This window comes from Streptomyces sp. SKN60 (assembly GCF_026236535.1).
Lineage (GTDB): Bacteria > Actinomycetota > Actinomycetes > Streptomycetales > Streptomycetaceae > Streptomyces.
This window is the reverse complement of record NZ_JAHTMW010000017.1, coordinates 115,475-136,221: the sequence shown is the minus strand read 5'-3', so window position 1 is coordinate 136,221 and position 20,747 is coordinate 115,475. Positions and strand designations below refer to the sequence as shown.

The window sequence follows — 20,747 nt, the reverse complement described above, 5'->3', positions numbered from 1 at the left end:
GCAACGACGGAAACATCGCCGGCAGGGAACGGAGTGGGGCACCGGATGCAGCACGGAATGGGGGCTCCGCTGCCACCGCAGGAACCCGCGGGCCGCACCGGCTGGGCGCAGGGCCCGCAGGCCCACGCCCCCGGCGCCCCGGTCCAGGGCGGACACCCGCCCGTGCCGCCCCCGCCGCCCGTCCCCGGCCACGGCCATCACCCGCCCGCGCACCACCCCGCTCCTGGCCACCACCAGCCCTACCCGGCGCCGCCGGCCCCCCAGGGCCCGCCGGCTCCGCAGGCCCCGCCGGCTCCGCCCGCCACGCCGGGCCCGCCGCCCGGCTGGGGCGGCGCCCCCTCCGGCCAGGTCACCGGCCACATCACCCTGCCGCCCCCGGTCACCGGCACCGGCGGCGCCACGATCGCGGTCCTGCTCATCGGCCCGGCCGGCGCGGGCAAGACCACCGTGGCCCGCCACTGGGCGGCCCGCCGGCCGGTCCCCACGGCCCACATCAGCCTCGACGACGTCCGCGAATGGGTCTGCTCCGGCTTCGCCGACCCCCAGTCCGGCTGGAACGAGAACTCCGAGGCGCAGTACCGGCTCGCCCGCCGCACCTGCGGCTTCGCCGCCCGCAACTTCCTCGCCAACGGCATCTCCTGCATCCTCGACGACGCCGTCTTCCCCGACTGGCCGGTCGTCGGCCTCGGCGGCTGGAAGCGCCACGTCGGCCCCGGGCTGCTCCCGGTCGTGCTGCTGCCCGGCCTCGACATCGTCCTGGAGCGCAACGCCGAGCGCAGCGGCAACCGGCGCCTCTCCGACGAGGAGGTCGCCGCGATCCACGGCCGGATGGCCGGCTGGTACGGCTCCGGACTGCCGATCATCGACAACTCCACGTACGACGTGGAGACCACCGCCCGGGTCCTGGACGACGTCCTCGCCCGCGCGATATCCGGCCAGCCGCCGGCGTAGCCGCTGTGCACTGCCCGGTCGGGTGCGCACAACAGGCCGCGGCGGGCGGGCGCTCGTAGGCTCGGAACATGTCAGAGGTGTATGCGGACCGCCGGACCCGGCTGCGCGACCGGTGCGCGGCCGCGGGCAGCCCGGCGGCCCTGGTCTCCCGCCCCGCCAATGTCCGCTATCTCACCGGCGGTTCGCCCGCCGGGGCCGTGCTGCTGCTCGGGCCCGACGAGGACGTGCTGCTCTGCCCCACCGCCCCGGGCGCCGATCCGGCGGACGGGCGGCTCGACGAGCTGCTGCGCACGCTCGTGCTGCCGGCCGGCGGCGGGGATCCGGCCGTCGCCGGCGTCGACTTCGCCCGCAAGGCCGGCGCGGACGCCCTCTCCGTGGAGGAGCACCATCTGACCGTGGCCCGGCACCGGGCCATGGGCTCGGTCGCCCCCGGGCTGCGGCTCGCCGACCTGGCCTGCTCGGTCGAGCAGCTGCGGATCGTCAAGGACGAGGACGAGATCGGCTGTCTGCGGATCGCCGCAGAGATCGCCGACCAGGCGCTCGGCGAGCTCCTGGAGTCGATCCTCGTCGGGCGCACCGAGCGGCACCTCGCCCTGGAGCTGGAGCGGCGGCTTGTCGACCACGGCGCCGACGGGCCGGCCTTCGCCACCTCCGTCGCCACCGGACCGCACTCCGGGCGTTCCGGGCACCGGCCCACCGACCGGCGGGTTGAGGAGGGCGACTTCCTCACCGTCTGCCTGGGCGCCGACTACCGCGGCTACCGCTGCGAGATCGGCCGCACCTTCGTCATCGGGACCACCCCGGCCGACTGGCAGATCGAGCTGTACGACCTCGTCTTCGCCGCTCAGCGGGCCGGCCGCGAGGCGCTCGTGCCCGGCGCCGAGTACCGGGACGTGGACCGGGCGGCCCGGCAGATTCTCGTCGCGGCGGGTCACGGGGACGTCACCACCCCGCTCACCGGGCACGGCGTGGGCCTGGAAATCGACGAGGACCCGCAGCTCGCACCCGCGGCCATGGGTAAACTGGACGCTTGCGTGCCGGTCACCGTCGAACCGGGGGTCCACCTCCCGGGCCGGGGCGGGGTCCGGATCGATGACACGCTCGTCGTACGCCAGGAGGCGGACGGCGGACCCGAGCTACTCACCATCACGACCAAGGAGCTGCTCGCGCTCTAGCGCGCGCCGTGCCTCTTGGTCCACGTCAGTACCAGGAGATTCCGCAACCGTGGCTTCCACGAACGACCTCAAGAACGGCATGGTGCTCAAGCTCGAAGGCGGCCAGCTCTGGTCCGTCGTCGAGTTCCAGCACGTCAAGCCCGGCAAGGGCCCCGCCTTCGTGCGCACCAAGCTCAAGAACGTGCTGTCCGGCAAGGTCGTCGACAAGACCTTCAACGCGGGTGTGAAGGTCGACACGGCCACCATTGACCGCCGGGACATGCAGTTCTCCTACATGGACGGCGAGTACTTCGTCTTCATGGACATGGAGACCTACGACCAGCTGCACGTCGACAAGAAGGCCGTCGGCGACGCCGCGAACTTCCTCATCGAGGGTTTCACGGCCTCCGTCGCGCGCCACGAGGGCGAGGTGCTCTACGTGGAGCTCCCGGCCGCCGTCGAGCTGAAGATCCAGCACACCGACCCGGGCGTCCAGGGCGACCGCTCCACCGGTGGCACCAAGCCCGCCACCCTGGAGACCGGCCACGAGATCCAGGTCCCGCTCTTCGTCACCACCGGTGAGACGGTCAAGGTCGACACCCGTGACAGCAGCTACCTCGGCCGGGTGAACAACTAGCCGTGGCCGCCCGGAGCAAGGCCCGCAAGCGGGCCTTCCAGATCCTGTTCGAGGCCGACCAGCGCGGCACCTCGGTGCAGGAGGTCCTCGCGGACCAGGTCCGGCTGCACCGGTCCGACGACCGCCAGCCGCCGGTGAACGACTTCACCATGCAGCTGGTCGAGGGCTACGCCAAGCACGTGGCCCGGATCGACGAGCTCATCGCGACCTACGCGGTGGACTGGGACCTCGACCGGATGCCCGCCGCCGACCGGAACATCGTGCGCCTCGCCGCGTACGAGCTGATCTGGGAGGACGGCACCCCGGACGCGGTGGCCATCGACGAGGCGGTGAACCTCGCCAAGGAGTTCTCCACCGACGAGTCGCCGACCTTCGTGAACGGCCTGCTCGCGCGCTTCAAGGACCTGAAGCCGCGCCTGCGCCGGGACGCGGACGCCTAGCCCGTCCACGGCCCTCAGGCAGTCGAAAGGGGCCCGCAGCACCTGGTGTGCTGCGGGCCCCTTCGTCGTACCGCCACGCAGGCACACAGAAGCGCCGGGGCCCCGGGAGTCGAGGTGACTCCCGGGGCCCCGGCGGCACGTTTCTGCGAGTGTTCTCCGCAGGGTCAGCTGTTGTCCTCGTGGGCGACCGCGCGGCGCGCGTCCGCGTCCAGGACGCCCCAGCTGATCAGCTGCTCGGTGAGGACCGAGGGGGACTGGTCGTAGATGACGGCGAGGGTGCGCAGGTCGTCCTGGCGGATCGACAGCACCTTGCCGTTGTAGTCGCCGCGCTGCGACTGGATCGTCGCCGCGTAGCGCTGGAGCGGGCCGGCCTTCTCCGCGGGGACGTGGGCCAGGCGCTCCAGGTCGAGGACCAGCTTCGGCGGCGGCTCGGCGGCGCCGCCAGGGGTGGTGCCGGGCAGCAGCTCCTGCACCGGCACGCCGTAGAAGTCCGCAAGCTCGGCCAGGCGCTGCACCGTCACGGCGCGGTCGCCACGCTCGTACGAACCGACCACGACCGCCTTCCAGCGGCCCTGGGACTTCTCCTCCACCCCGTGGAGGGAAAGGCCCTGCTGGGTGCGGATCGCACGGAGTTTGGCCCCGAGCTGCTTTGCGTATTCGCTGGACATAACGCTCCCGGACGCTGAGACGACGTTGCGGCTGCGCCGCGCGGCTGGTAACTCACTGTGAGGTTACGCAGCGTGACACTCTCCCGTCAAGCCGAATGGTCCATACCGCCCCCTCCCGGGGGACGGCGCGCGGTGTGGCGGACGGGGGGTGAGCAGGCGTCCCGTCCGCCCCTGGTAGGGTGGATGGCGCAATTCCGACGTCCTTTAAGGTCCGTCCCGTGAGGCGGAGAAGGAGGTCCGTTTACACATGGACGCTCAGCAGCAGTACAGCGAGACGGCGCGGCCCGTTCTGGAGGCCCCCGACATCGCGCGGGTCCTGACCCGCATCGCCCACGAGATCGTCGAGCGCGCCAAGGGCGCCGACGACGTGGTCCTCCTCGGCATCCCCACCCGCGGCGTGTTCCTCGCCGCCCGGCTGGCCGAGAAGCTCGAATCCATCACCGGCGGCAAGATCCCGGTCGGCTCCCTCGACATCACCATGTACCGGGACGACCTGCGGCTGAAGCCCGCCCGCGCCATCGGCCGCACCGAGATCCCCGGTGACGGCGTCGACGGCCGCCTCGTCGTCCTCGTCGACGACGTCCTCTTCTCCGGCCGCACCATCCGCGCCGCCCTCGACGCCCTCGGCGACATCGGCCGCCCGCGCGCGGTCCAGCTCGCCGTCCTCGTCGACCGCGGCCACCGCGAGCTCCCGATCCGCGCCGACTACGTCGGCAAGAACCTCCCCACGTCGCTGCGGGAGACGGTCAAGGTCCTGCTCGCCGAGGAGGACGGTCGCGACACCGTGCTGCTCGGCAGCAAGCCCGCCTCCTGACACCTTCACCGGCCCCCTCGACGGGAGCCGGGGCACAGCCCTGCGCACCCGTCTGCCCTCATCCTCCCCACAACGGAGAAAGACCCCGATGATGCGTCACCTCATCTCGGCCGCCGACCTCACCCGCGACGACGCCGTTCTGATCCTCGACACCGCCGAGGAGATGGCCCGGGTGGCCGACCGGCCGATCAAGAAGCTGCCGACCCTGCGCGGCCGGACCGTCTGCAACCTCTTCTTCGAGGACTCCACCCGCACCCGGATCTCCTTCGAGGCGGCCGAGAAGCGCCTCTCCGCGGACGTGATCAACTTCGCGGCCAAGGGCTCCAGCGTCTCCAAGGGCGAGTCCCTGAAGGACACCGCCCAGACCCTGGAGGCGATGGGCGTCGACGCCGTCGTCATCCGGCACAGCGCCTCCGGCGCCCCGTACCGCCTGGCCACCTCCGGCTGGATCGACGCGCCGGTCATCAACGCCGGCGACGGCACCCACCAGCACCCCACCCAGGCCCTGCTCGACGCCTTCACCATGCGCCGCCGCCTGGTCGGCCGGGACGCCGGCCTCGGCAAGGACCTGGCCGGAAAGCGCGTCACCCTGGTGGGCGACGTGCTGCACAGCCGGGTCGCCCGCTCCAACGTCGACCTGCTGCACACCCTCGGCGCCGAGGTCACCCTGGTGGCCCCGCCCACCCTGGTCCCGGTCGGCGTCGAGAGCTGGCCCTGCGAGGTCTCGTACGACCTCGACAACGTGCTGCCGAAGTCCGACGCGGTGATGATGCTGCGTGTGCAGCGCGAGCGGATGAACGCCGCCTTCTTCCCCACCGAGCGCGAGTACTCGCGCCGCTACGGCCTCGACGGCCAGCGGATGGCGAGGATGCCCGAGCACGCCATCGTCATGCACCCCGGCCCCATGGTCCGCGGCATGGAGATCACCGCCGAGGTCGCCGACTCGGACCGCTGCACGGTCGTCGAGCAGGTCGCCAACGGCGTGTCCATCCGCATGGCCGTCCTCTACCTGCTGCTCGGCGGCTCCGAGCCCGCCGCCCCCGCCACCACCACCCGCACCGAGGAGAAGTAAGAACATGAGCAAGATCCTGATCCGCGGTGCGAAGGTGCTCGGCGGCGAGGCGCAGGACGTCCTCATCGACGGCGAGATCATCGCCGAGGTCGGCACCGGCCTCAGCGCCGACGACGCCCAGGTGATCGAGGCCGAGGGGCAGATCCTGCTGCCCGGCCTGGTCGACCTGCACACCCACCTGCGCGAGCCCGGCCGCGAGGACTCCGAGACCGTCCTCACCGGCACCCGCGCCGCCGCCTCCGGCGGCTACACGGCCGTCTTCGCCATGGCCAACACCCACCCCGTCGCCGACACCGCCGGCGTCGTCGAGCAGGTCTACCGGCTCGGCAAGGAGGCCGGCTACTGCGACGTGCAGCCCATCGGCGCCGTCACCGTCGGCCTGGAGGGCAAGAAGCTCGCCGAACTCGGCGCCATGCACGACTCCGCCGCCGGCGTCACCGTCTTCTCCGACGACGGCAAGTGCGTCGACGACGCCGTGATCATGCGCCGCGCCCTGGAGTACGTGAAGGCCTTCGGCGGCGTCGTCGCCCAGCACGCCCAGGAGCCCCGGCTCACCGAGGGCGCCCAGATGAACGAGGGCGTCGTCTCCGCCGAGCTGGGCCTCGGCGGCTGGCCCGCCGTCGCCGAGGAGTCGATCATCGCCCGCGACGTGCTCCTCGCCGAGCACGTCGGCTCCCGCGTGCACATCTGCCACCTCTCCACCGCCGGCTCCGTCGAGATCGTCCGCTGGGCCAAGTCCCGCGGCATCGACGTCACCGCCGAGGTCACCCCGCACCACCTCCTCCTCACCGACGAGATGGCGCGCACCTACAACCCGGTCTACAAGGTCAACCCGCCGCTGCGCACCGAGCGTGACGTGCTGGCGCTGCGCGAGGCCCTCGCCGACGGCACCATCGACATCGTGGCCACCGACCACGCCCCGCACCCGCACGAGGACAAGGACTGCGAGTGGGCCGCCGCCGCCATGGGCATGGTCGGCCTGGAGACCGCGCTGTCGGTCGTCCAGCAGACGATGGTCGAGACCGGGCTGCTGGACTGGGCCGGCGTCGCCGACCGGATGTCCGTCAAGCCGGCCCGGATCGGGCAGGCGGCCGGCCACGGACGCCCCGTCTCGGCTGGTGAGCCCGCCAACCTGACCCTGGTCGATCCGGCATACCGTGGTGTCGTGGACCCCGCCGACTTCGCCTCCCGCAGCCGCAACACCCCCTACGAGGGCCGTGAGCTGCCGGGACGCGTCACCCACACCTTCCTGCGGGGCCGGGCAACGCTCGTCGACGGGAAGCTGGCGTGACACCACTCATCCAACTGGCCGCAGCCGCCGCCGCGGCCGATCAGAAGTCCGCCGAGGTCACCGACTGGGCCGGCCGGCTCGGCTGGGTCGCCGGACTGCTGCTCTTCATCACCCTGGTCTACTGGCTGATGCGCCAGGGCTGGAAGTGGCGCGGCAGCCTCCAGTCCGGCCTCCCGCCCCTCCCCGAGGTGCCGGAGACCCCCGGTGAGCCCACGCTGGAGCTCAGCGGCCGCTACCACGGCTCCACCACCGCCGGACAGTGGCTCGACCGGATCGTCGCCCACGGCCTGGGCACCCGCAGCCGCGCCGAGCTCACCCTGACGGACGCGGGGATCAGCGTCGTACGCCCCGGCGCGGACGACTTCCTGATCCCGGCCGCCGCCCTGCGCGAGGCCCGCCTCGACAAGGGCATCGCCGGCAAGGTCCTCACCGAGGGCGGACTGCTCGTCGTCACCTGGGAGCACGGCGGCACCCTGCTCGACTCCGGCTTCCGCTCCGACCACGCGGCCGAGCACGCCGCCTGGGTCGAGGCCATCAACCACCTGAACACCGCACGTACGACGGAAGGCACCGCACGATGACGACCTCCACCAGGGGAACCACCAAGGTTCCCGCCGTACTCGTCCTGGAGGACGGCCGCATCTTCCGCGGCCGCGCCTACGGGGCCGTGGGGGAGACCTTCGGCGAGGCCGTGTTCTCCACCGGCATGACCGGCTACCAGGAGACCCTCACCGACCCGTCGTACCACCGCCAGGTCGTCGTGATGACCGCCCCGCACGTCGGCAACACCGGGGTCAACGACGAGGACCCCGAGTCCGCCCGCATCTGGGTCTCCGGCTACGTGGTCCGCGACCCCGCCCGCGTCTCCTCCAACTGGCGCGCCCAGCGCTCCCTCGACGAGGAGCTGCGCCACCAGGGCGTCGTCGGCATCCAGGGCATCGACACCCGTGCGCTCACCCGCCACCTGCGCGAGCGCGGCGCCATGCGCGTCGGCATCTTCTCCGGCAGCGCCCTGCCCGACGACGGCACCCTGCTCGCCGAGGTGCGCCAGCAGCCCGAGATGACCGGCGCCGACCTCTCCGCCGAGGTCGCCACCAAGGAGCCGTACGTCGTCCCCGCGATCGGTGAGAAGAAGTTCACCGTCGCCGCGGTCGACCTCGGCATCAAGGGCATGACCCCGCACCGGATGGCCGAGCGCGGCATCGAGGTCCACGTGCTGCCCGCCACCGCCACCGCCGAGGACGTCTACGCGATCGCCCCGGACGGCGTGTTCTTCTCCAACGGCCCGGGCGACCCGGCCACCGCCGACGGCCCCGTCGCCGTCATGCAGGAGGTCCTGCGCCGCAAGACCCCGCTCTTCGGCATCTGCTTCGGCAACCAGATCCTCGGCCGCGCGCTCGGCTTCGGCACCTACAAGCTGAAGTACGGCCACCGGGGCATCAACCAGCCCGTCCAGGACCGCACCACGGGCAAGGTCGAGGTCACCGCGCACAACCACGGCTTCGCCGTCGACGCGCCCCTCGACAAGGTCTCCGACACCCCCTTCGGGCGCGCCGAGGTCTCCCACGTGTGCCTGAACGACAACGTCGTGGAGGGCCTGCAGCTGCTCGACCAGCCGGCCTTCTCCGTCCAGTACCACCCCGAGGCGGCCGCGGGCCCGCACGACGCCGCGTACCTCTTCGACCGCTTCGTGACCCTCATGGAGGCCGAGCGTGCCTAAGCGCACCGACATCCAGTCCGTCCTGGTCATCGGCTCCGGCCCGATCGTCATCGGACAGGCCGCCGAGTTCGACTACTCCGGCACCCAGGCCTGCCGGGTGCTCAAGTCGGAGGGCCTGCGGGTCATCCTGGTCAACTCCAACCCGGCCACGATCATGACCGACCCGGAGATCGCCGACGCCACCTACGTCGAGCCGATCACCCCCGAGTTCGTCGAGAAGATCATCGCCAAGGAGCGCCCCGACGCCCTGCTGCCCACCCTCGGCGGTCAGACGGCCCTCAACACGGCCATCTCGCTGCACGAGGCCGGCACCCTCGACAAGTACGGCGTCGAGCTCATCGGCGCCAACGTCGAGGCGATCAACAAGGGCGAGGACCGCGACCTCTTCAAGGAGGTCGTCGAGGAGGTCAACCGGAAGATCGGCCACGGCGAGTCCGCCCGCTCGGTCATCTGCCACTCCATGGACGACGTCCTCAAGGGCGTCGACACCCTCGGCGGCTACCCCGTCGTCGTCCGTCCCTCCTTCACCATGGGCGGCGCCGGCTCCGGCTTCGCCCACGACGAGGAGGAGCTGCGCCGCATCGCCGGCCAGGGCCTCACGCTCTCCCCGACCACCGAGGTGCTCCTGGAGGAGTCCATCCTCGGCTGGAAGGAGTACGAGCTTGAGCTGATGCGCGACAAGCACGACAACGTCGTGGTCGTCTGCTCCATCGAGAACTTCGACCCGATGGGCGTCCACACCGGTGACTCGATCACCGTCGCCCCGGCGATGACGCTGACCGACCGCGAGTACCAGATCCTGCGGGACATCGGCATCGCCGTGATCCGCGAGGTCGGCGTCGACACCGGCGGCTGCAACATCCAGTTCGCCGTCAACCCCGACGACGGCCGGGTCATCGTCATCGAGATGAACCCGCGCGTCTCCCGCTCCTCCGCGCTCGCCTCCAAGGCCACCGGCTTCCCGATCGCCAAGATCGCCGCCCGCCTGGCCGTCGGCTACACGCTGGACGAGATCCCGAACGACATCACCGAGAAGACCCCGGCCTCCTTCGAGCCGACCCTCGACTACGTCGTCGTCAAGGCCCCGCGCTTCGCCTTCGAGAAGTTCCCGTCCGCCGACTCCACGCTGACCACGACCATGAAGTCGGTCGGCGAGGCCATGGCGATCGGCCGCAACTTCACCGAGGCCCTGCAGAAGGCCCTGCGCTCCCTGGAGAAGAAGGGCTCGCAGTTCGCCTTCACCGGCGAGCCCGGCGACAAGGCCGAGCTGCTCGCCCTGGCCGTCCGCCCGACCGACGGCCGGATCAACACGGTCATGCAGGCCATCCGCGCGGGCGCCACGCCCGAGGAGGTCTTCGAGGCCACCAAGATCGACCCCTGGTTCGTCGACCAGCTCTTCCTCATCAAGGAGATCGCCGACGACCTCGCCGCCGCCGAGAAGCTCGACCCCGAGCTGCTCGCCGAGGCCAAGCGGCACGGCTTCTCCGACACCCAGATCGCCGAGATCCGCAACCTGCGCGAGGACGTCGTCCGCGAGGTCCGGCACGCCCTCGGCGTCCGCCCGGTCTACAAGACGGTCGACACCTGCGCCGCCGAGTTCGCCGCCAACACCCCGTACTTCTACTCGTCCTACGACGAGGAGACCGAGGTCGCGGCCCGCACCAAGCCCGCGGTGATCATCCTGGGCTCCGGCCCCAACCGCATCGGCCAGGGCATCGAGTTCGACTACTCCTGCGTCCACGCCTCCTTCGCGCTCAGCGACGCCGGCTACGAGACGGTGATGGTCAACTGCAACCCGGAGACCGTCTCCACGGACTACGACACCTCCGACCGGCTCTACTTCGAGCCGCTCACCCTGGAGGACGTCCTGGAGATCGTGCACGCCGAGTCCCTCGCGGGCCCGATCGCCGGTGTCGTCGTCCAGCTCGGCGGCCAGACCCCGCTGGGCCTCGCCCAGGCGCTCAAGGACAACGGCGTGCCGGTCGTCGGCACCTCCCCGGAGGCCATCCACGCCGCCGAGGACCGCGGCGCCTTCGGCCGGGTGCTCGCCGAGGCCGGCCTGCCCGCCCCGAAGCACGGCACCGCCACCACCTTCGCCGGCGCCAAGGCCATCGCCGACGAGATCGGCTACCCCGTCCTCGTACGCCCCTCGTACGTGCTCGGCGGCCGCGGCATGGAGATCGTGTACGACGAGGCGCGCCTGGAGTCGTACATCGCCGAGTCCACCGAGATCAGCCCCACCCGGCCGGTCCTGGTCGACCGCTTCCTCGACGACGCCATCGAGATCGACGTCGACGCCCTCTACGACGGCACCGAGCTCTACCTCGGCGGCGTCATGGAGCACATCGAGGAGGCCGGCATCCACTCCGGCGACTCGGCGTGCGCCCTGCCCCCGATCACGCTGGGCGGCTTCGACATCAAGCGGCTGCGCGCCTCCACCGAGGCCATCGCCAAGGGCGTCGGCGTGCGCGGCCTGATCAACATCCAGTTCGCGATGGCCGGCGACATCCTGTACGTCCTGGAGGCCAACCCGCGCGCCTCGCGCACCGTCCCCTTCACCTCGAAGGCGACCGCGGTGCCGCTCGCCAAGGCCGCCGCCCGCATCTCGCTCGGCGCCACCATCGCCGAGCTGCGCGCCGAGGGCCTGCTGCCGGCCACCGGCGACGGCGGCACCCTGCCGCTCGACGCGCCGATCTCCGTCAAGGAGGCCGTCATGCCGTGGAGCCGCTTCCGCGACATCCACGGCCGCGGCGTGGACACCGTCCTCGGCCCGGAGATGCGCTCCACCGGCGAGGTCATGGGCATCGACTCGGTCTTCGGCACGGCCTACGCCAAGTCGCAGGCCGGCGCCTACGGCCCGCTGCCCACCAAGGGCCGCGCCTTCATCTCGGTCGCCAACCGCGACAAGCGCTCGATGATCTTCCCGGCGCGTGAGCTGGTCGCCCACGGCTTCGAGCTGCTCGCCACCTCCGGCACCGCCGAGGTCCTCAAGCGCAACGGCATCAACGCCACCGTCGTGCGCAAGCAGTCCGAGGGCGAGGGCCCGAACGGCGAGAAGACCATCGTCCAGCTCATCCACGACGGCCAGGTCGACCTGATCGTCAACACCCCGTACGGCACCGGCGGCCGCCTCGACGGCTACGAGATCCGTACGGCGGCGGTGGCCCGCTCCGTCCCCTGCCTGACCACCGTCCAGGCGCTGGCGGCGGCCGTCCAGGGCATCGACGCACTCAACCACGGCGACGTGGGCGTCCGCTCGCTCCAGGATCACGCGGCACACCTGACCGCGGCCCGCGACTAGCAGCCCACAGGGGGGACACCGGAAACGGTGTCCCCCTCTTGCTGAGGACACTCCCCATGTACAAGTTCTTCTTCACCCTGGTCTTCAAGCGGATGGACCCCGAGAAGGCCCACTACCTGGCCTTCCGCTGGATCCGGCTGGCCGTCCGCGTCCCGGTCCTGCGCACCTTCGTCGCGGCCGTCCTCGCGCCCCGCCACAAGGAGCTGCGCACCGAGGCCCTGGGCCTGCGCATGCACGGCCCCTTCGGCCTCGCCGCCGGCTTCGACAAGAACGCCATCGCCATCGACGGCATGGCCATGCTCGGCTTCGACCACGTCGAGATCGGCACCGTCACCGGCGAGGCGCAGCCCGGCAACCCCAAGAAGCGCCTCTTCCGGCTGATCCCGGACCGCGCTCTGATCAACCGCATGGGCTTCAACAACGAGGGCTCCGCCGCCGTCGCCGCCCGCCTGGCCGCCCGTAACCCGGTCTTCAGGACCGTCGTGGGCGTCAACATCGGCAAGACCAAGGTCGTGCCCGAGGCCGAGGCCGCCGCCGACTACGTGAAGTCGACCGAGCGGCTCGCCGCCCACGCCGACTACCTGGTCGTCAACGTCTCCTCGCCCAACACCCCGGGGCTGCGCAACCTCCAGGCCACCGAGTCGCTGCGCCCGCTGCTCACCGCCGTCCGCGAGGCCGCCGACCGCACGGTGACCGACCGCCGCGTCCCGCTCCTGGTGAAGATCGCCCCCGACCTCGCCGACGAGGACGTGGACGCGGTCGCCGACCTGGCCCTGGAGCTCGGCCTCGACGGCATCATCGCCACCAACACCACCATCGCCCGTGAGGGCCTCGGCCTGAAGTCCGACCCGGCGCTGATCAAGGAGACCGGCGGCCTGTCCGGCGCCCCGGTCAAGCAGCGCTCCCTGGAGGTGCTGCGGCGGCTGTACGCGCGCGTGGGCGACCGGATCGTCCTGGTGGGCGTCGGCGGCGTCGAGAACGCCGAGGACGCCTGGCAGCGGATCCTGGCCGGCGCGACGCTGGTGCAGGGCTACAGCGCCTTCATCTACGAGGGCCCGTTCTACGCCCGCGCGATCCACCAAGGCCTGGCCGCGCGGCTCGCGGCCTCCCCGTACGCCACGCTCGCCGAGGCCGTCGGCGCCGACCACCGCTCCTCCACCGGAAAGGCCGCCCAGTGACCCTCTCCTTCGGGAACCGCCTGCGCTCCGCCATGGACGAGCGCGGACCGCTCTGCGTCGGCATCGACCCGCACGCCTCGCTGCTCGACTCCTGGGGCCTCGCCGACGACATCGCCGGCCTGGAGCGCTTCACGTACACCGTGGTGGAGGCGCTGGCCGGCACGGTCGCCGTGTTCAAGCCGCAGGCCGCCTTCTTCGAGCGCTTCGGCTCGCGCGGCGTCGCCGTCCTGGAGCGCGCCACGGCCGACCTGCGGGCGGCCGGCGGTCTGGTCGTGATGGACGCCAAGCGCGGCGACATCGGCTCCACCATGGGCGCCTACGCGGAGGCCTTCCTGCGCAAGGACTCCCCGCTGTTCTCGGACGCGCTGACCGTCTCCCCGTACCTCGGCTACGGCTCCCTGAAGCCGGCCGTGGACCTGGCCCGGGAGTCCGGCGCCGGTCTCTTCGTGCTCGCGCTGACCTCCAACCCGGAAGGTGCGGAGGTCCAGCGCGCGGTGCGCGAGGACGGGCGGACCATCGGCGCGACGATGCTCGCCCACCTGGCCGAGGAGAACGCGGGGGAGACCCCGATGGGCTCGTTCGGCGCGGTGGTCGGCGCCACCCTCGGGGATCTGTCCTCCTTCGACCTGGACATCAACGGGCCGCTGCTCGCCCCCGGCATCGGCGCCCAGGGCGCGACCCCGGCCGACCTGCCGAGGGTCTTCGGCGCGGCGGTCCGCAACGTCGTCCCGAACGTGAGCCGCGGGGTCCTGAAGGCGGGTCCGGACGCCGGTGCGCTGCGCTCGGCGGCGGAACGTTACGCGAACGAGATCAGGGAGGCCGTGGGCGCCTGAGGCACCCCGGCGGACGATTTCGTCCGGTTCTCGCCAATCCGCAGGTCGGGCGGCGTGTCCTCGCCGTCTCACTCCTTGACAAAACTTGGCCCAAAACGGCGTCGTTATGTCGGAAATGTCCTGGTCGGTCGATGCTGACCAGGACTTTTCGTCTGTTCTCGCTGACTCAGGCGGCCTCGGCCGCTAGTCTCCGGGACAGAGTCGGCGTTCGACGTACTCCACGTCGGTCGTTGCTCCACTGGTGTGGCGTGCCCCGCTCGCGCGGGGCGTGCAGCTTCCCACCGGTCCGTATCCGACAGTTCGACATCCGAGGTGACGTAGGCGTGGCTCTTCCGCCCCTTACCCCTGAACAGCGCGCAGCCGCGCTCGAAAAGGCCGCCGCGGCTCGCCGGGAGCGGGCCGAGGTCAAGAATCGACTCAAGCACTCCGGCGCCTCCCTCCACGAGGTCATCAAGCAGGGCCAGGAGAACGACGTCATCGGCAAGATGAAGGTCTCCGCGCTGCTCGAGTCCCTTCCGGGCGTGGGCAAGGTCCGCGCCAAGCAGATCATGGAGCGGCTCGGCATCTCCGAGAGCCGCCGGGTCCGCGGTCTCGGCTCCAACCAGATCGCCTCCCTGGAGCGCGAGTTCGGCGGCGCCGGCGCCTGAGTGCGCCGCGGCCGCGCCGGCGGCCCGGGACCAGGCGTCCCGGGCACACCGGTGAAGCTGGAATAATCGCTGCATGGCAGCAGAGGTACGTCCGCGGCTGACCGTGCTCTCCGGCCCCTCCGGGGTGGGCAAGAGCACGGTCGTCGCTCATATGCGCAAGGTCCACCCCGAGGTCTGGCTCTCGGTGTCGGCCACGACACGGAAGCCGCGACCCGGCGAGCAGCACGGTGTCCAGTACTTCTTCGTCACGGACGACGAGTTCGACAAGCTGGTCGCCAACGGTGAGCTCCTGGAGTGGGCCGAGTTCGCGGGCAACCGCTACGGCACCCCGCGGCGTGCGGTCCTCGACCGTCTGGAGGCCGGCGAGCCGGTGCTCCTGGAGATCGACCTCCAGGGCGCCCGCCAGGTCAAGGAGTCGATGAGCGACGCGCAGCTGGTCTTCCTGGCCCCGCCGAGCTGGGAGGAGCTGGTCCGCCGGCTCACCGGCCGAGGCACCGAGTCGCCGGAGGTCATCGAGCGCCGTCTCGCGGCCGCGAAGGTCGAGCTGGCCGCCGAGTCGGAGTTCGACACCACGCTCGTCAACACCTCGGTCGAGGACGTCGCGCGCGAGCTGCTAACGTTGATGCACGTTGTCTGATCTTTTATCCGTCATGATCCGTGACCGGATATCCATCTTCGGAAGGTAGAGCGTGTCCTCTTCCATCACCGCGCCCGAGGGCATCATCAACCCGCCGATCGACGAGCTGCTCGAGGCGACGGACTCCAAGTACAGCCTCGTGATCTACGCCGCCAAGCGCGCGCGCCAGATCAACGCGTACTACTCGCAGCTGGGCGAGGGCCTGCTCGAGTACGTCGGTCCGCTCGTCGACACCCACGTCCACGAGAAGCCGCTCTCGATCGCGCTGCGCGAGATCAACGCGGGCCTGCTGACCTCCGAGGCCATCGAGGGCCCGGTGCAGTAAGCACGTTTTTCGGTTTGTCACCCAGGCCCGGCGGAACATCCGCCGGGCCTGTGGTGTCTCATGGAGTCGTACGCGCAGTCGTGCGCATCCGAGTGCGGGGAGTGACGTGACAGTGGTGACGACGAAGCCGAAGGTCGTGCTGGGCGTGAGCGGCGGCATCGCCGCGTACAAGGCGTGCGAGCTGCTGCGCCGGCTCACCGAGTCGGGCCACGACGTCCGCGTCGTCCCGACCGACTCCGCGCTGCACTTCGTCGGCGCCGCCACCTGGTCCGCGCTCTCGGGCAACCCGGTCTCCACCGAGGTCTGGGAGTCCGTCCACGAGGTGCCGCACGTGCGCATCGGGCAGGCCGCCGACCTCGTCGTGGTCGCCCCCGCCACCGCCGACATGCTGGCCAAGGCCGCCCACGGCCTCGCCGACGACCTGCTCACCAACACCCTGCTCACCGCCCGCTGTCCGGTGGTCTTCGCCCCGGCCATGCACACCGAGATGTGGGAGCACCCGGCCACCCAGGAGAACGTCGCCACCCTGCGCCGCCGCGGCGCCGTGGTGATCGAGCCCGCCGTCGGGCGTCTCACCGGCGTCGACACCGGCAAGGGCCGGCTGCCCGACCCCGGCGAGATCTTCGAGGTCTGCCGCCGCATCTTGAATAGGCGCAGTCTGGCCCGCGGCGTCGCCACCCCCGACCTGGCCGGCCGCCATGTGGTGGTCAGCGCGGGCGGCACCCGTGAGCCCCTCGACCCGGTCCGCTACCTGGGCAACCGCTCCTCCGGCAAACAGGGCTACGCCCTCGCCAAGGCCGCCGCCGCCCGTGGCGCCCGGGTCACCCTGATCGAGGCCAATACCGGCCTGCCGGACCCGGCGGGCGTCGACGTGGTCCGCATCGGCACCGCCGTCCAGCTCCGCGAAGCCGTCCTCAAGGCCGCCGGCGACGCCGACGCCGTGGTGATGGCCGCTGCGGTCGCCGACTTCCGGCCCGCCGAGTACGCCACCGGCAAGATCAAGAAGAGCGACGACGGCGGCGCGCCGACCATCGGGCTGGTACGGAATCCGGACATCCTCGCGGAGATCTCCGCCGACCGCGCGCTGCCCGGCCAGGTCGTCGTCGGATTCGCCGCCGAGACCGACGACGTGCTCGCCAACGGGCGCAGGAAACTCCAGCGCAAGGGCTGTGACCTGCTCGTCGTCAACGAGGTGGGCGAGCGCAAGACCTTCGGCTCGGAGGAGAACGAGGCCGTGGTCCTCGCCGCCGACGGAACCGAGACCCCGGTGCCGTACGGACCGAAGGAAGCGCTGGCAGAGACGGTGTGGGACCTGGTCCTGCCCCGGCTGCGCCCCCTCTCCGGGTGAATTCCGCGCCAACGGCGGGAGGCGGGCGCACTGCGCCCCGAAGACCGCGAGAATTCCCACAAAATCGGGCATAACGCCAGCTGGGAGCCCCGGTTGGCGCACAGATCACGCAATCGCCGGGCGGAAGGCCTGGCCAGATGGGCGATCGTGCCTATTAGACTGTCCATGGAACGTCGCGGGGCGCAGCCCCCTGCCGGTCCGCAATCGACAGCCAGCAGCCGCTGCAACCCCAGGGAGCGTTGTGTCCCGTCGTCTGTTCACCTCGGAGTCCGTGACCGAGGGTCACCCCGACAAGATCGCTGACCAGATCAGCGACACCATTCTCGACGCGCTGCTCAAGGAGGACCCCACCTCCCGCGTCGCCGTCGAGACGCTGATCACCACCGGCCTCGTGCACGTCGCCGGTGAGGTCACCACCAAGGCCTGGGCGGACATCCCGACCCTCGTCCGCGGCAAGATCCTCGAGATCGGGTACGACTCCTCGAAGAAGGGCTTCGACGGCGCCTCCTGCGGCGTCTCGGTCTCCATCGGGTCGCAGTCCCCCGACATCGCGCAGGGCGTGGACACCGCCTACGAGCAGCGCGTCGAGGGCGACGAGGACGAGCTGGACAAGCAGGGCGCCGGTGACCAGGGCCTGATGTTCGGCTACGCGTCGGACGAGACCCCGGAGCTCATGCCGCTCCCGATCCACCTCGCCCACCGGCTCTCCCGCCGGCTGACCGAGGTCCGCAAGAACGGGACCATCCCGTACCTGCGCCCCGACGGCAAGACCCAGGTCACCATCGAGTACGACGGCGACAAGGCCGTCCGCCTCGACACCGTGGTCGTCTCCTCGCAGCACGCCTCCGACATCGACCTGGAGTCGCTGCTCGCGCCCGACATCCGCGAGTTCGTCGTCGAGCACGTCCTGAAGCAGCTCGTCGAGGACGGCATCAAGCTCGACACCGACGGCTACCGCCTCCTGGTCAATCCGACCGGACGCTTCGAGATCGGCGGCCCGATGGGCGACGCCGGCCTCACCGGCCGCAAGATCATCATCGACACCTACGGCGGCATGGCCCGCCACGGCGGCGGCGCCTTCTCCGGCAAGGACCCGTCGAAGGTCGACCGCTCGGCCGCCTACGCCATGCGCTGGGTCGCCAAGAACGTCGTCGCCGCGGGCCTCGCCTCCCGCTGCGAGGTCCAGGTCGCGTACGCGATCGGCAAGGCGGAGCCCGTCGGCCTCTTCGTCGAGACCTTCGGCACCAACACGATCGAGACCGAGAAGATCGAGACCGCCATCGCCGAGGTCTTCGACCTCCGCCCGGCCGCGATCATCCGCGACCTCGACCTGCTCCGCCCGATCTACTCCCAGACCGCCGCCTACGGCCACTTCGGCCGCGAGCTGCCGGACTTCACCTGGGAGCGCACCGACCGCGTGGACGCCCTCAAGGCCGCCGCGGGCGTCTGACCCCGCCGCACCACAGCCTGAAGCGACCGGCGAAGGCCCGGCACCCCTGGACGGGGGCGCCGGGCCTTCGGCGTACCGCCGCCGCTGTCGGTGGCGTCTGGTAGGTATGAGGCTGTGAGCAGCGAGAACGAGAGGCCCGCAGGCGACGGGCGCGGGGGGCAGGAGGAGCCCGAGCAGCTCGCGCTCATCCGCGAGACGGTGCGCCGGGCGAAGGTGCCGCGGGCCAAGCCGCGGACCTGGCGGGGGGCCGCCCTCGCCAAGGAGCTGCCGGTCGCGCGGGTCGTGGTGAACAAGGGCGTGCTGCACCTCGACCAGTTCTTCGACTACGCCGTGCCCGAGGAGCTCGACGAGGCCGCGCGGCCCGGGGTGCGGGTGCGGGTGCGGTTCGGGGCCGGGGCGCACCAGGTGCGGGGCGGACGGCGCGAGGGCGGACGCCTGATCGACGGCTTCCTGATCGAGCGGAAGGCCGAGTCCGACTACTCCGGGCCGCTCGCCGCGCTCGCCGACGTCGTCTCGCCCGAGCCCGTCCTCGGACCCGAGCTGCTCGGGCTCGCCCGGGCCGTCGCCGACCGGTACGCGGGCAGCCTCGCCGACGTGCTGCAGCTCGCCGTGCCCCCGCGCAACGCCCGCGCCGAGGCCAAGCCCTCCCCGGAGCCGCTGCCTGCCCCCCGGCCGCCCGAGCCGGGCAGCTGGGCGCGGTACGAGCAGGGCGCGGCCTTCCTGGAGGCGCTGGCCCACGGCGCCGCCCCCCGGGCCGTGTGGAACGCGCTGCCCGGGCCGCACTGGGCCGAGGAGATCGCCCGCGCCGTCGCCGCCACCCTCGCCTCCGGCCGCGGCGCCCTCGTCGTCGTGCCCGACGGCCGGGCAGCCGGCCGGGTCGACGCCGCCCTCACCGCGCTGCTCGGCGCGGGCCGGCACGCGCTGCTCACCGCCGAGGCCGGACCCGAGAAGCGGTACGCGCAGTGGCTCGCCGTCCGGCGCGGCGCCGTCCGCGCCGTCGTCGGCACCCGCGCCGCCATGTTCGCGCCCGTGCGCGACCTCGGCCTCGCCGTCATCTGGGACGACGGCGACACCAGCCACAGCGAACCGCACGCCCCCCAGCCGCACGCCCGCGACGTCCTGCTGCTGCGCGCCGCCCACGACCGCTGCGCCTTCCTGCTCGGCTCCGTCAGCTGCACCGTCGAGGCCGCCCAGCTCGTCGAGTCCGGCTGGGCCCGGCCGCTGCTGCCCGGCCGCGAGCAGGTACGGCGGGCCGCCCCGATCGTCCGTACCGTCGGCGACACCGATCTCGCCCGCGACGAGGCCGCCCGCGCCGCCCGGCTGCCCACCCTCGCCTGGCAGACCGTACGGGAGGGGCTGAAGACCGGCCCGGTGCTCGTCCAGGTCCCGCGCCGGGGTTACGTGCCGAGGCTGGCCTGCGAGCGCTGCCGGACGCCCGCCCGCTGCCGGCACTGCTCGGGCCGCCTGGAGGCCCCCGAGCAGCAGGAGCTGCACTGCGCCTGGTGCGGGCGCGGCGCACCCGACTGGCACTGCGTGGCCTGCGGCTCGAACCGGCTGCGCGCGCAGATCGTCGGCGCCCGGCGCACCGCCGAGGAACTGGGCCGCGCCTTCCCCGCCGTACCCGTGCGCACCTCCGGGCGCGACCACGTCCTCGACCGGGTGCCCGACCGGCCCGCGCTCGTCGTCAGCACCCCCGGCGCCGAACCCGTAGCCGACGGCGGCTACGCGGCCGCTCTGCTCCTCGACGGCTGGGCCATGCTCGGCCGCCCCGACCTGCGGGCGGGCGAGGAGGCGCTGCGCCGCTGGATCGACGCGGCCTCGCTGGTGCGCGGCCAGGACCGGGGCGGCACCGTCGTGTGCGTCGCCGAGCCCACCCTGCGCCCGGTCCAGGCGCTGGTCCGCTGGGACCCCGTCGGGCACGCCCAGCGCGAGCTGGCCGAGCGGGCCGAGCTGGGCTTCCCGCCGGTCTCCCGGATGGCCGCCGTGTCCGGCCCGCCGGAGGCCCTCGGCGCCTTCCTGCACGGCGCTGAGCTCCCCCCCGACGCCGAGATCCTGGGCCCCGTCCCGCTGCCCGTCACCCGGCCCGGCGGCCCGCGCCGGCCCGGCGACACCCCGCCCGGCGAGCAGTGGGAGCGCGCCCTGATCCGCGTACCCCCCGGCAGCGGCGCCGCGCTCGCCACCGCCCTGAAGCGCGCCCAGGCCTCCCGTCTGGCGCGGGGCGGCGGGGAGCCGGTCCGGGTCCGGGTCGACCCGCCCGACATCGGCTGAGCGCCCCTGCCAC

19 protein-coding genes are annotated in these 20,747 nt (G+C 72.2%); 18 read left to right on the top strand and 1 reads right to left on the bottom strand.

Annotation, left to right across the window (positions count from 1 at the left end):
- Positions 1–45: 45 nt before the first annotated feature.
- The 4 genes from KV205_RS26565 to nusB all read left to right on the top strand — a co-directional run bounded on the left by KV205_RS26565 (position 46) and on the right by nusB (position 3,182).
- Positions 46–951 (top strand): AAA family ATPase, encoded by a 906-nt coding sequence (locus KV205_RS26565; protein ID WP_265867148.1) that lies wholly within the window; start codon positions 46–48, stop codon positions 949–951.
- A 68-nt stretch (positions 952–1,019) separates the two neighbouring features.
- The gene (locus tag KV205_RS26560) at positions 1,020–2,126 is read left to right on the top strand and encodes an aminopeptidase P family protein (protein WP_265867147.1); all 1,107 of its coding nucleotides are present in this window, start codon (positions 1,020–1,022) and stop codon (positions 2,124–2,126) included.
- A 49-nt stretch (positions 2,127–2,175) separates the two neighbouring features.
- Positions 2,176–2,742, top strand: a complete 567-nt coding sequence (efp, locus tag KV205_RS26555; RefSeq protein WP_265867146.1) for an elongation factor P — start codon at positions 2,176–2,178, stop codon at positions 2,740–2,742.
- Positions 2,743–2,744: 2 nt separating this feature from the next.
- Positions 2,745–3,182: a transcription antitermination factor NusB gene (gene nusB / locus KV205_RS26550; RefSeq protein ID WP_265867145.1), complete on the top strand. Its 438-nt coding sequence runs from the start codon at positions 2,745–2,747 to the stop codon at positions 3,180–3,182.
- Between the two features lie 164 nt (positions 3,183–3,346).
- Here nusB and bldD read toward each other — a convergent pair whose 3' ends face one another.
- A complete protein-coding gene (bldD, locus tag KV205_RS26545; protein ID WP_265867144.1) occupies positions 3,347–3,850 on the bottom strand; it encodes a transcriptional regulator BldD in 504 nt (167 codons plus the stop codon).
- A 247-nt stretch (positions 3,851–4,097) separates the two neighbouring features.
- On the opposite strand from bldD, the gene pyrR reads away from it, so the two are divergent.
- The 14 genes from pyrR to KV205_RS26475 all read left to right on the top strand — a co-directional run bounded on the left by pyrR (position 4,098) and on the right by KV205_RS26475 (position 20,734).
- Positions 4,098–4,664: a bifunctional pyr operon transcriptional regulator/uracil phosphoribosyltransferase PyrR gene (gene pyrR / locus KV205_RS26540; RefSeq protein WP_265867143.1), complete on the top strand. Its 567-nt coding sequence runs from the start codon at positions 4,098–4,100 to the stop codon at positions 4,662–4,664.
- A gap of 88 nt (positions 4,665–4,752) precedes the next feature.
- On the top strand, positions 4,753–5,736 hold the full coding sequence (locus tag KV205_RS26535) for an aspartate carbamoyltransferase catalytic subunit (protein WP_265867142.1): 984 nt from the start codon (positions 4,753–4,755) through the stop codon (positions 5,734–5,736).
- Between the two features lie 4 nt (positions 5,737–5,740).
- A complete protein-coding gene (locus KV205_RS26530) occupies positions 5,741–7,027 on the top strand; it encodes a dihydroorotase (RefSeq protein WP_265867141.1) in 1,287 nt (428 codons plus the stop codon).
- Entirely contained in the window at positions 7,024–7,608 is a 585-nt protein-coding gene (locus KV205_RS26525; RefSeq protein WP_265867140.1) for a hypothetical protein, read from the top strand. The genes KV205_RS26530 and KV205_RS26525 overlap by 4 nt, the downstream gene beginning before the upstream one ends.
- Positions 7,605–8,747 (top strand): glutamine-hydrolyzing carbamoyl-phosphate synthase small subunit, encoded by a 1,143-nt coding sequence (gene carA, locus KV205_RS26520; RefSeq protein WP_265867139.1) that lies wholly within the window; start codon positions 7,605–7,607, stop codon positions 8,745–8,747. The genes KV205_RS26525 and carA overlap by 4 nt, the downstream gene beginning before the upstream one ends.
- Entirely contained in the window at positions 8,740–12,048 is a 3,309-nt protein-coding gene (gene carB / locus KV205_RS26515; protein ID WP_265867138.1) for a carbamoyl-phosphate synthase large subunit, read from the top strand. Before carA ends, carB begins: the two co-directional genes overlap by 8 nt.
- A gap of 56 nt (positions 12,049–12,104) precedes the next feature.
- A complete protein-coding gene (locus KV205_RS26510; protein ID WP_265867137.1) occupies positions 12,105–13,226 on the top strand; it encodes a quinone-dependent dihydroorotate dehydrogenase in 1,122 nt (373 codons plus the stop codon).
- Positions 13,223–14,059, top strand: coding sequence for an orotidine-5'-phosphate decarboxylase (pyrF, locus tag KV205_RS26505; RefSeq protein WP_265867136.1), 837 nt, complete (start codon positions 13,223–13,225; stop codon positions 14,057–14,059). The genes KV205_RS26510 and pyrF overlap by 4 nt, the downstream gene beginning before the upstream one ends.
- Positions 14,060–14,382: 323 nt before the next feature.
- Entirely contained in the window at positions 14,383–14,706 is a 324-nt protein-coding gene (locus tag KV205_RS26500; RefSeq protein WP_030493613.1) for an integration host factor, read from the top strand.
- A 73-nt stretch (positions 14,707–14,779) separates the two neighbouring features.
- Positions 14,780–15,343 (top strand): guanylate kinase, encoded by a 564-nt coding sequence (gene gmk / locus KV205_RS26495; protein WP_265867135.1) that lies wholly within the window; start codon positions 14,780–14,782, stop codon positions 15,341–15,343.
- Between the two features lie 52 nt (positions 15,344–15,395).
- Positions 15,396–15,668: a DNA-directed RNA polymerase subunit omega gene (gene rpoZ, locus KV205_RS26490; protein WP_030810584.1), complete on the top strand. Its 273-nt coding sequence runs from the start codon at positions 15,396–15,398 to the stop codon at positions 15,666–15,668.
- A 115-nt stretch (positions 15,669–15,783) separates the two neighbouring features.
- Positions 15,784–17,016 carry a bifunctional phosphopantothenoylcysteine decarboxylase/phosphopantothenate--cysteine ligase CoaBC gene (gene coaBC / locus KV205_RS26485; protein WP_265867134.1) on the top strand — a complete coding sequence of 411 codons (1,233 nt, stop codon included), beginning with the start codon at positions 15,784–15,786 and terminating at the stop codon, positions 17,014–17,016.
- A 241-nt stretch (positions 17,017–17,257) separates the two neighbouring features.
- Positions 17,258–18,466: a methionine adenosyltransferase gene (gene metK / locus KV205_RS26480; protein ID WP_265867133.1), complete on the top strand. Its 1,209-nt coding sequence runs from the start codon at positions 17,258–17,260 to the stop codon at positions 18,464–18,466.
- A gap of 114 nt (positions 18,467–18,580) precedes the next feature.
- The gene (locus tag KV205_RS26475; RefSeq protein WP_265867132.1) at positions 18,581–20,734 is read left to right on the top strand and encodes a primosomal protein N'; all 2,154 of its coding nucleotides are present in this window, start codon (positions 18,581–18,583) and stop codon (positions 20,732–20,734) included.
- Positions 20,735–20,747 lie beyond the last annotated feature (13 nt).

What these genes read in the sequence shown, in the direction of transcription:
- KV205_RS26565 (WP_265867148.1), top strand. Translation starts at nt 46, where the DNA reads ATGCAGCACGGAATGGGGGCTCCGCTGCCACCGCAGGAACCCGCGGGC.
- KV205_RS26560 (WP_265867147.1), top strand. Translation starts at nt 1,020, where the DNA reads ATGTCAGAGGTGTATGCGGACCGCCGGACCCGGCTGCGCGACCGGTGC.
- bldD (WP_265867144.1), bottom strand. Translation starts at nt 3,850, where the DNA reads ATGTCCAGCGAATACGCAAAGCAGCTCGGGGCCAAACTCCGTGCGATC.
- pyrR (WP_265867143.1), top strand. Translation starts at nt 4,098, where the DNA reads ATGGACGCTCAGCAGCAGTACAGCGAGACGGCGCGGCCCGTTCTGGAG.
- KV205_RS26535 (WP_265867142.1), top strand. Translation starts at nt 4,753, where the DNA reads ATGATGCGTCACCTCATCTCGGCCGCCGACCTCACCCGCGACGACGCC.
- KV205_RS26530 (WP_265867141.1), top strand. Translation starts at nt 5,741, where the DNA reads ATGAGCAAGATCCTGATCCGCGGTGCGAAGGTGCTCGGCGGCGAGGCG.
- carA (WP_265867139.1), top strand. Translation starts at nt 7,605, where the DNA reads ATGACGACCTCCACCAGGGGAACCACCAAGGTTCCCGCCGTACTCGTC.
- KV205_RS26510 (WP_265867137.1), top strand. Translation starts at nt 12,105, where the DNA reads ATGTACAAGTTCTTCTTCACCCTGGTCTTCAAGCGGATGGACCCCGAG.
- gmk (WP_265867135.1), top strand. Translation starts at nt 14,780, where the DNA reads ATGGCAGCAGAGGTACGTCCGCGGCTGACCGTGCTCTCCGGCCCCTCC.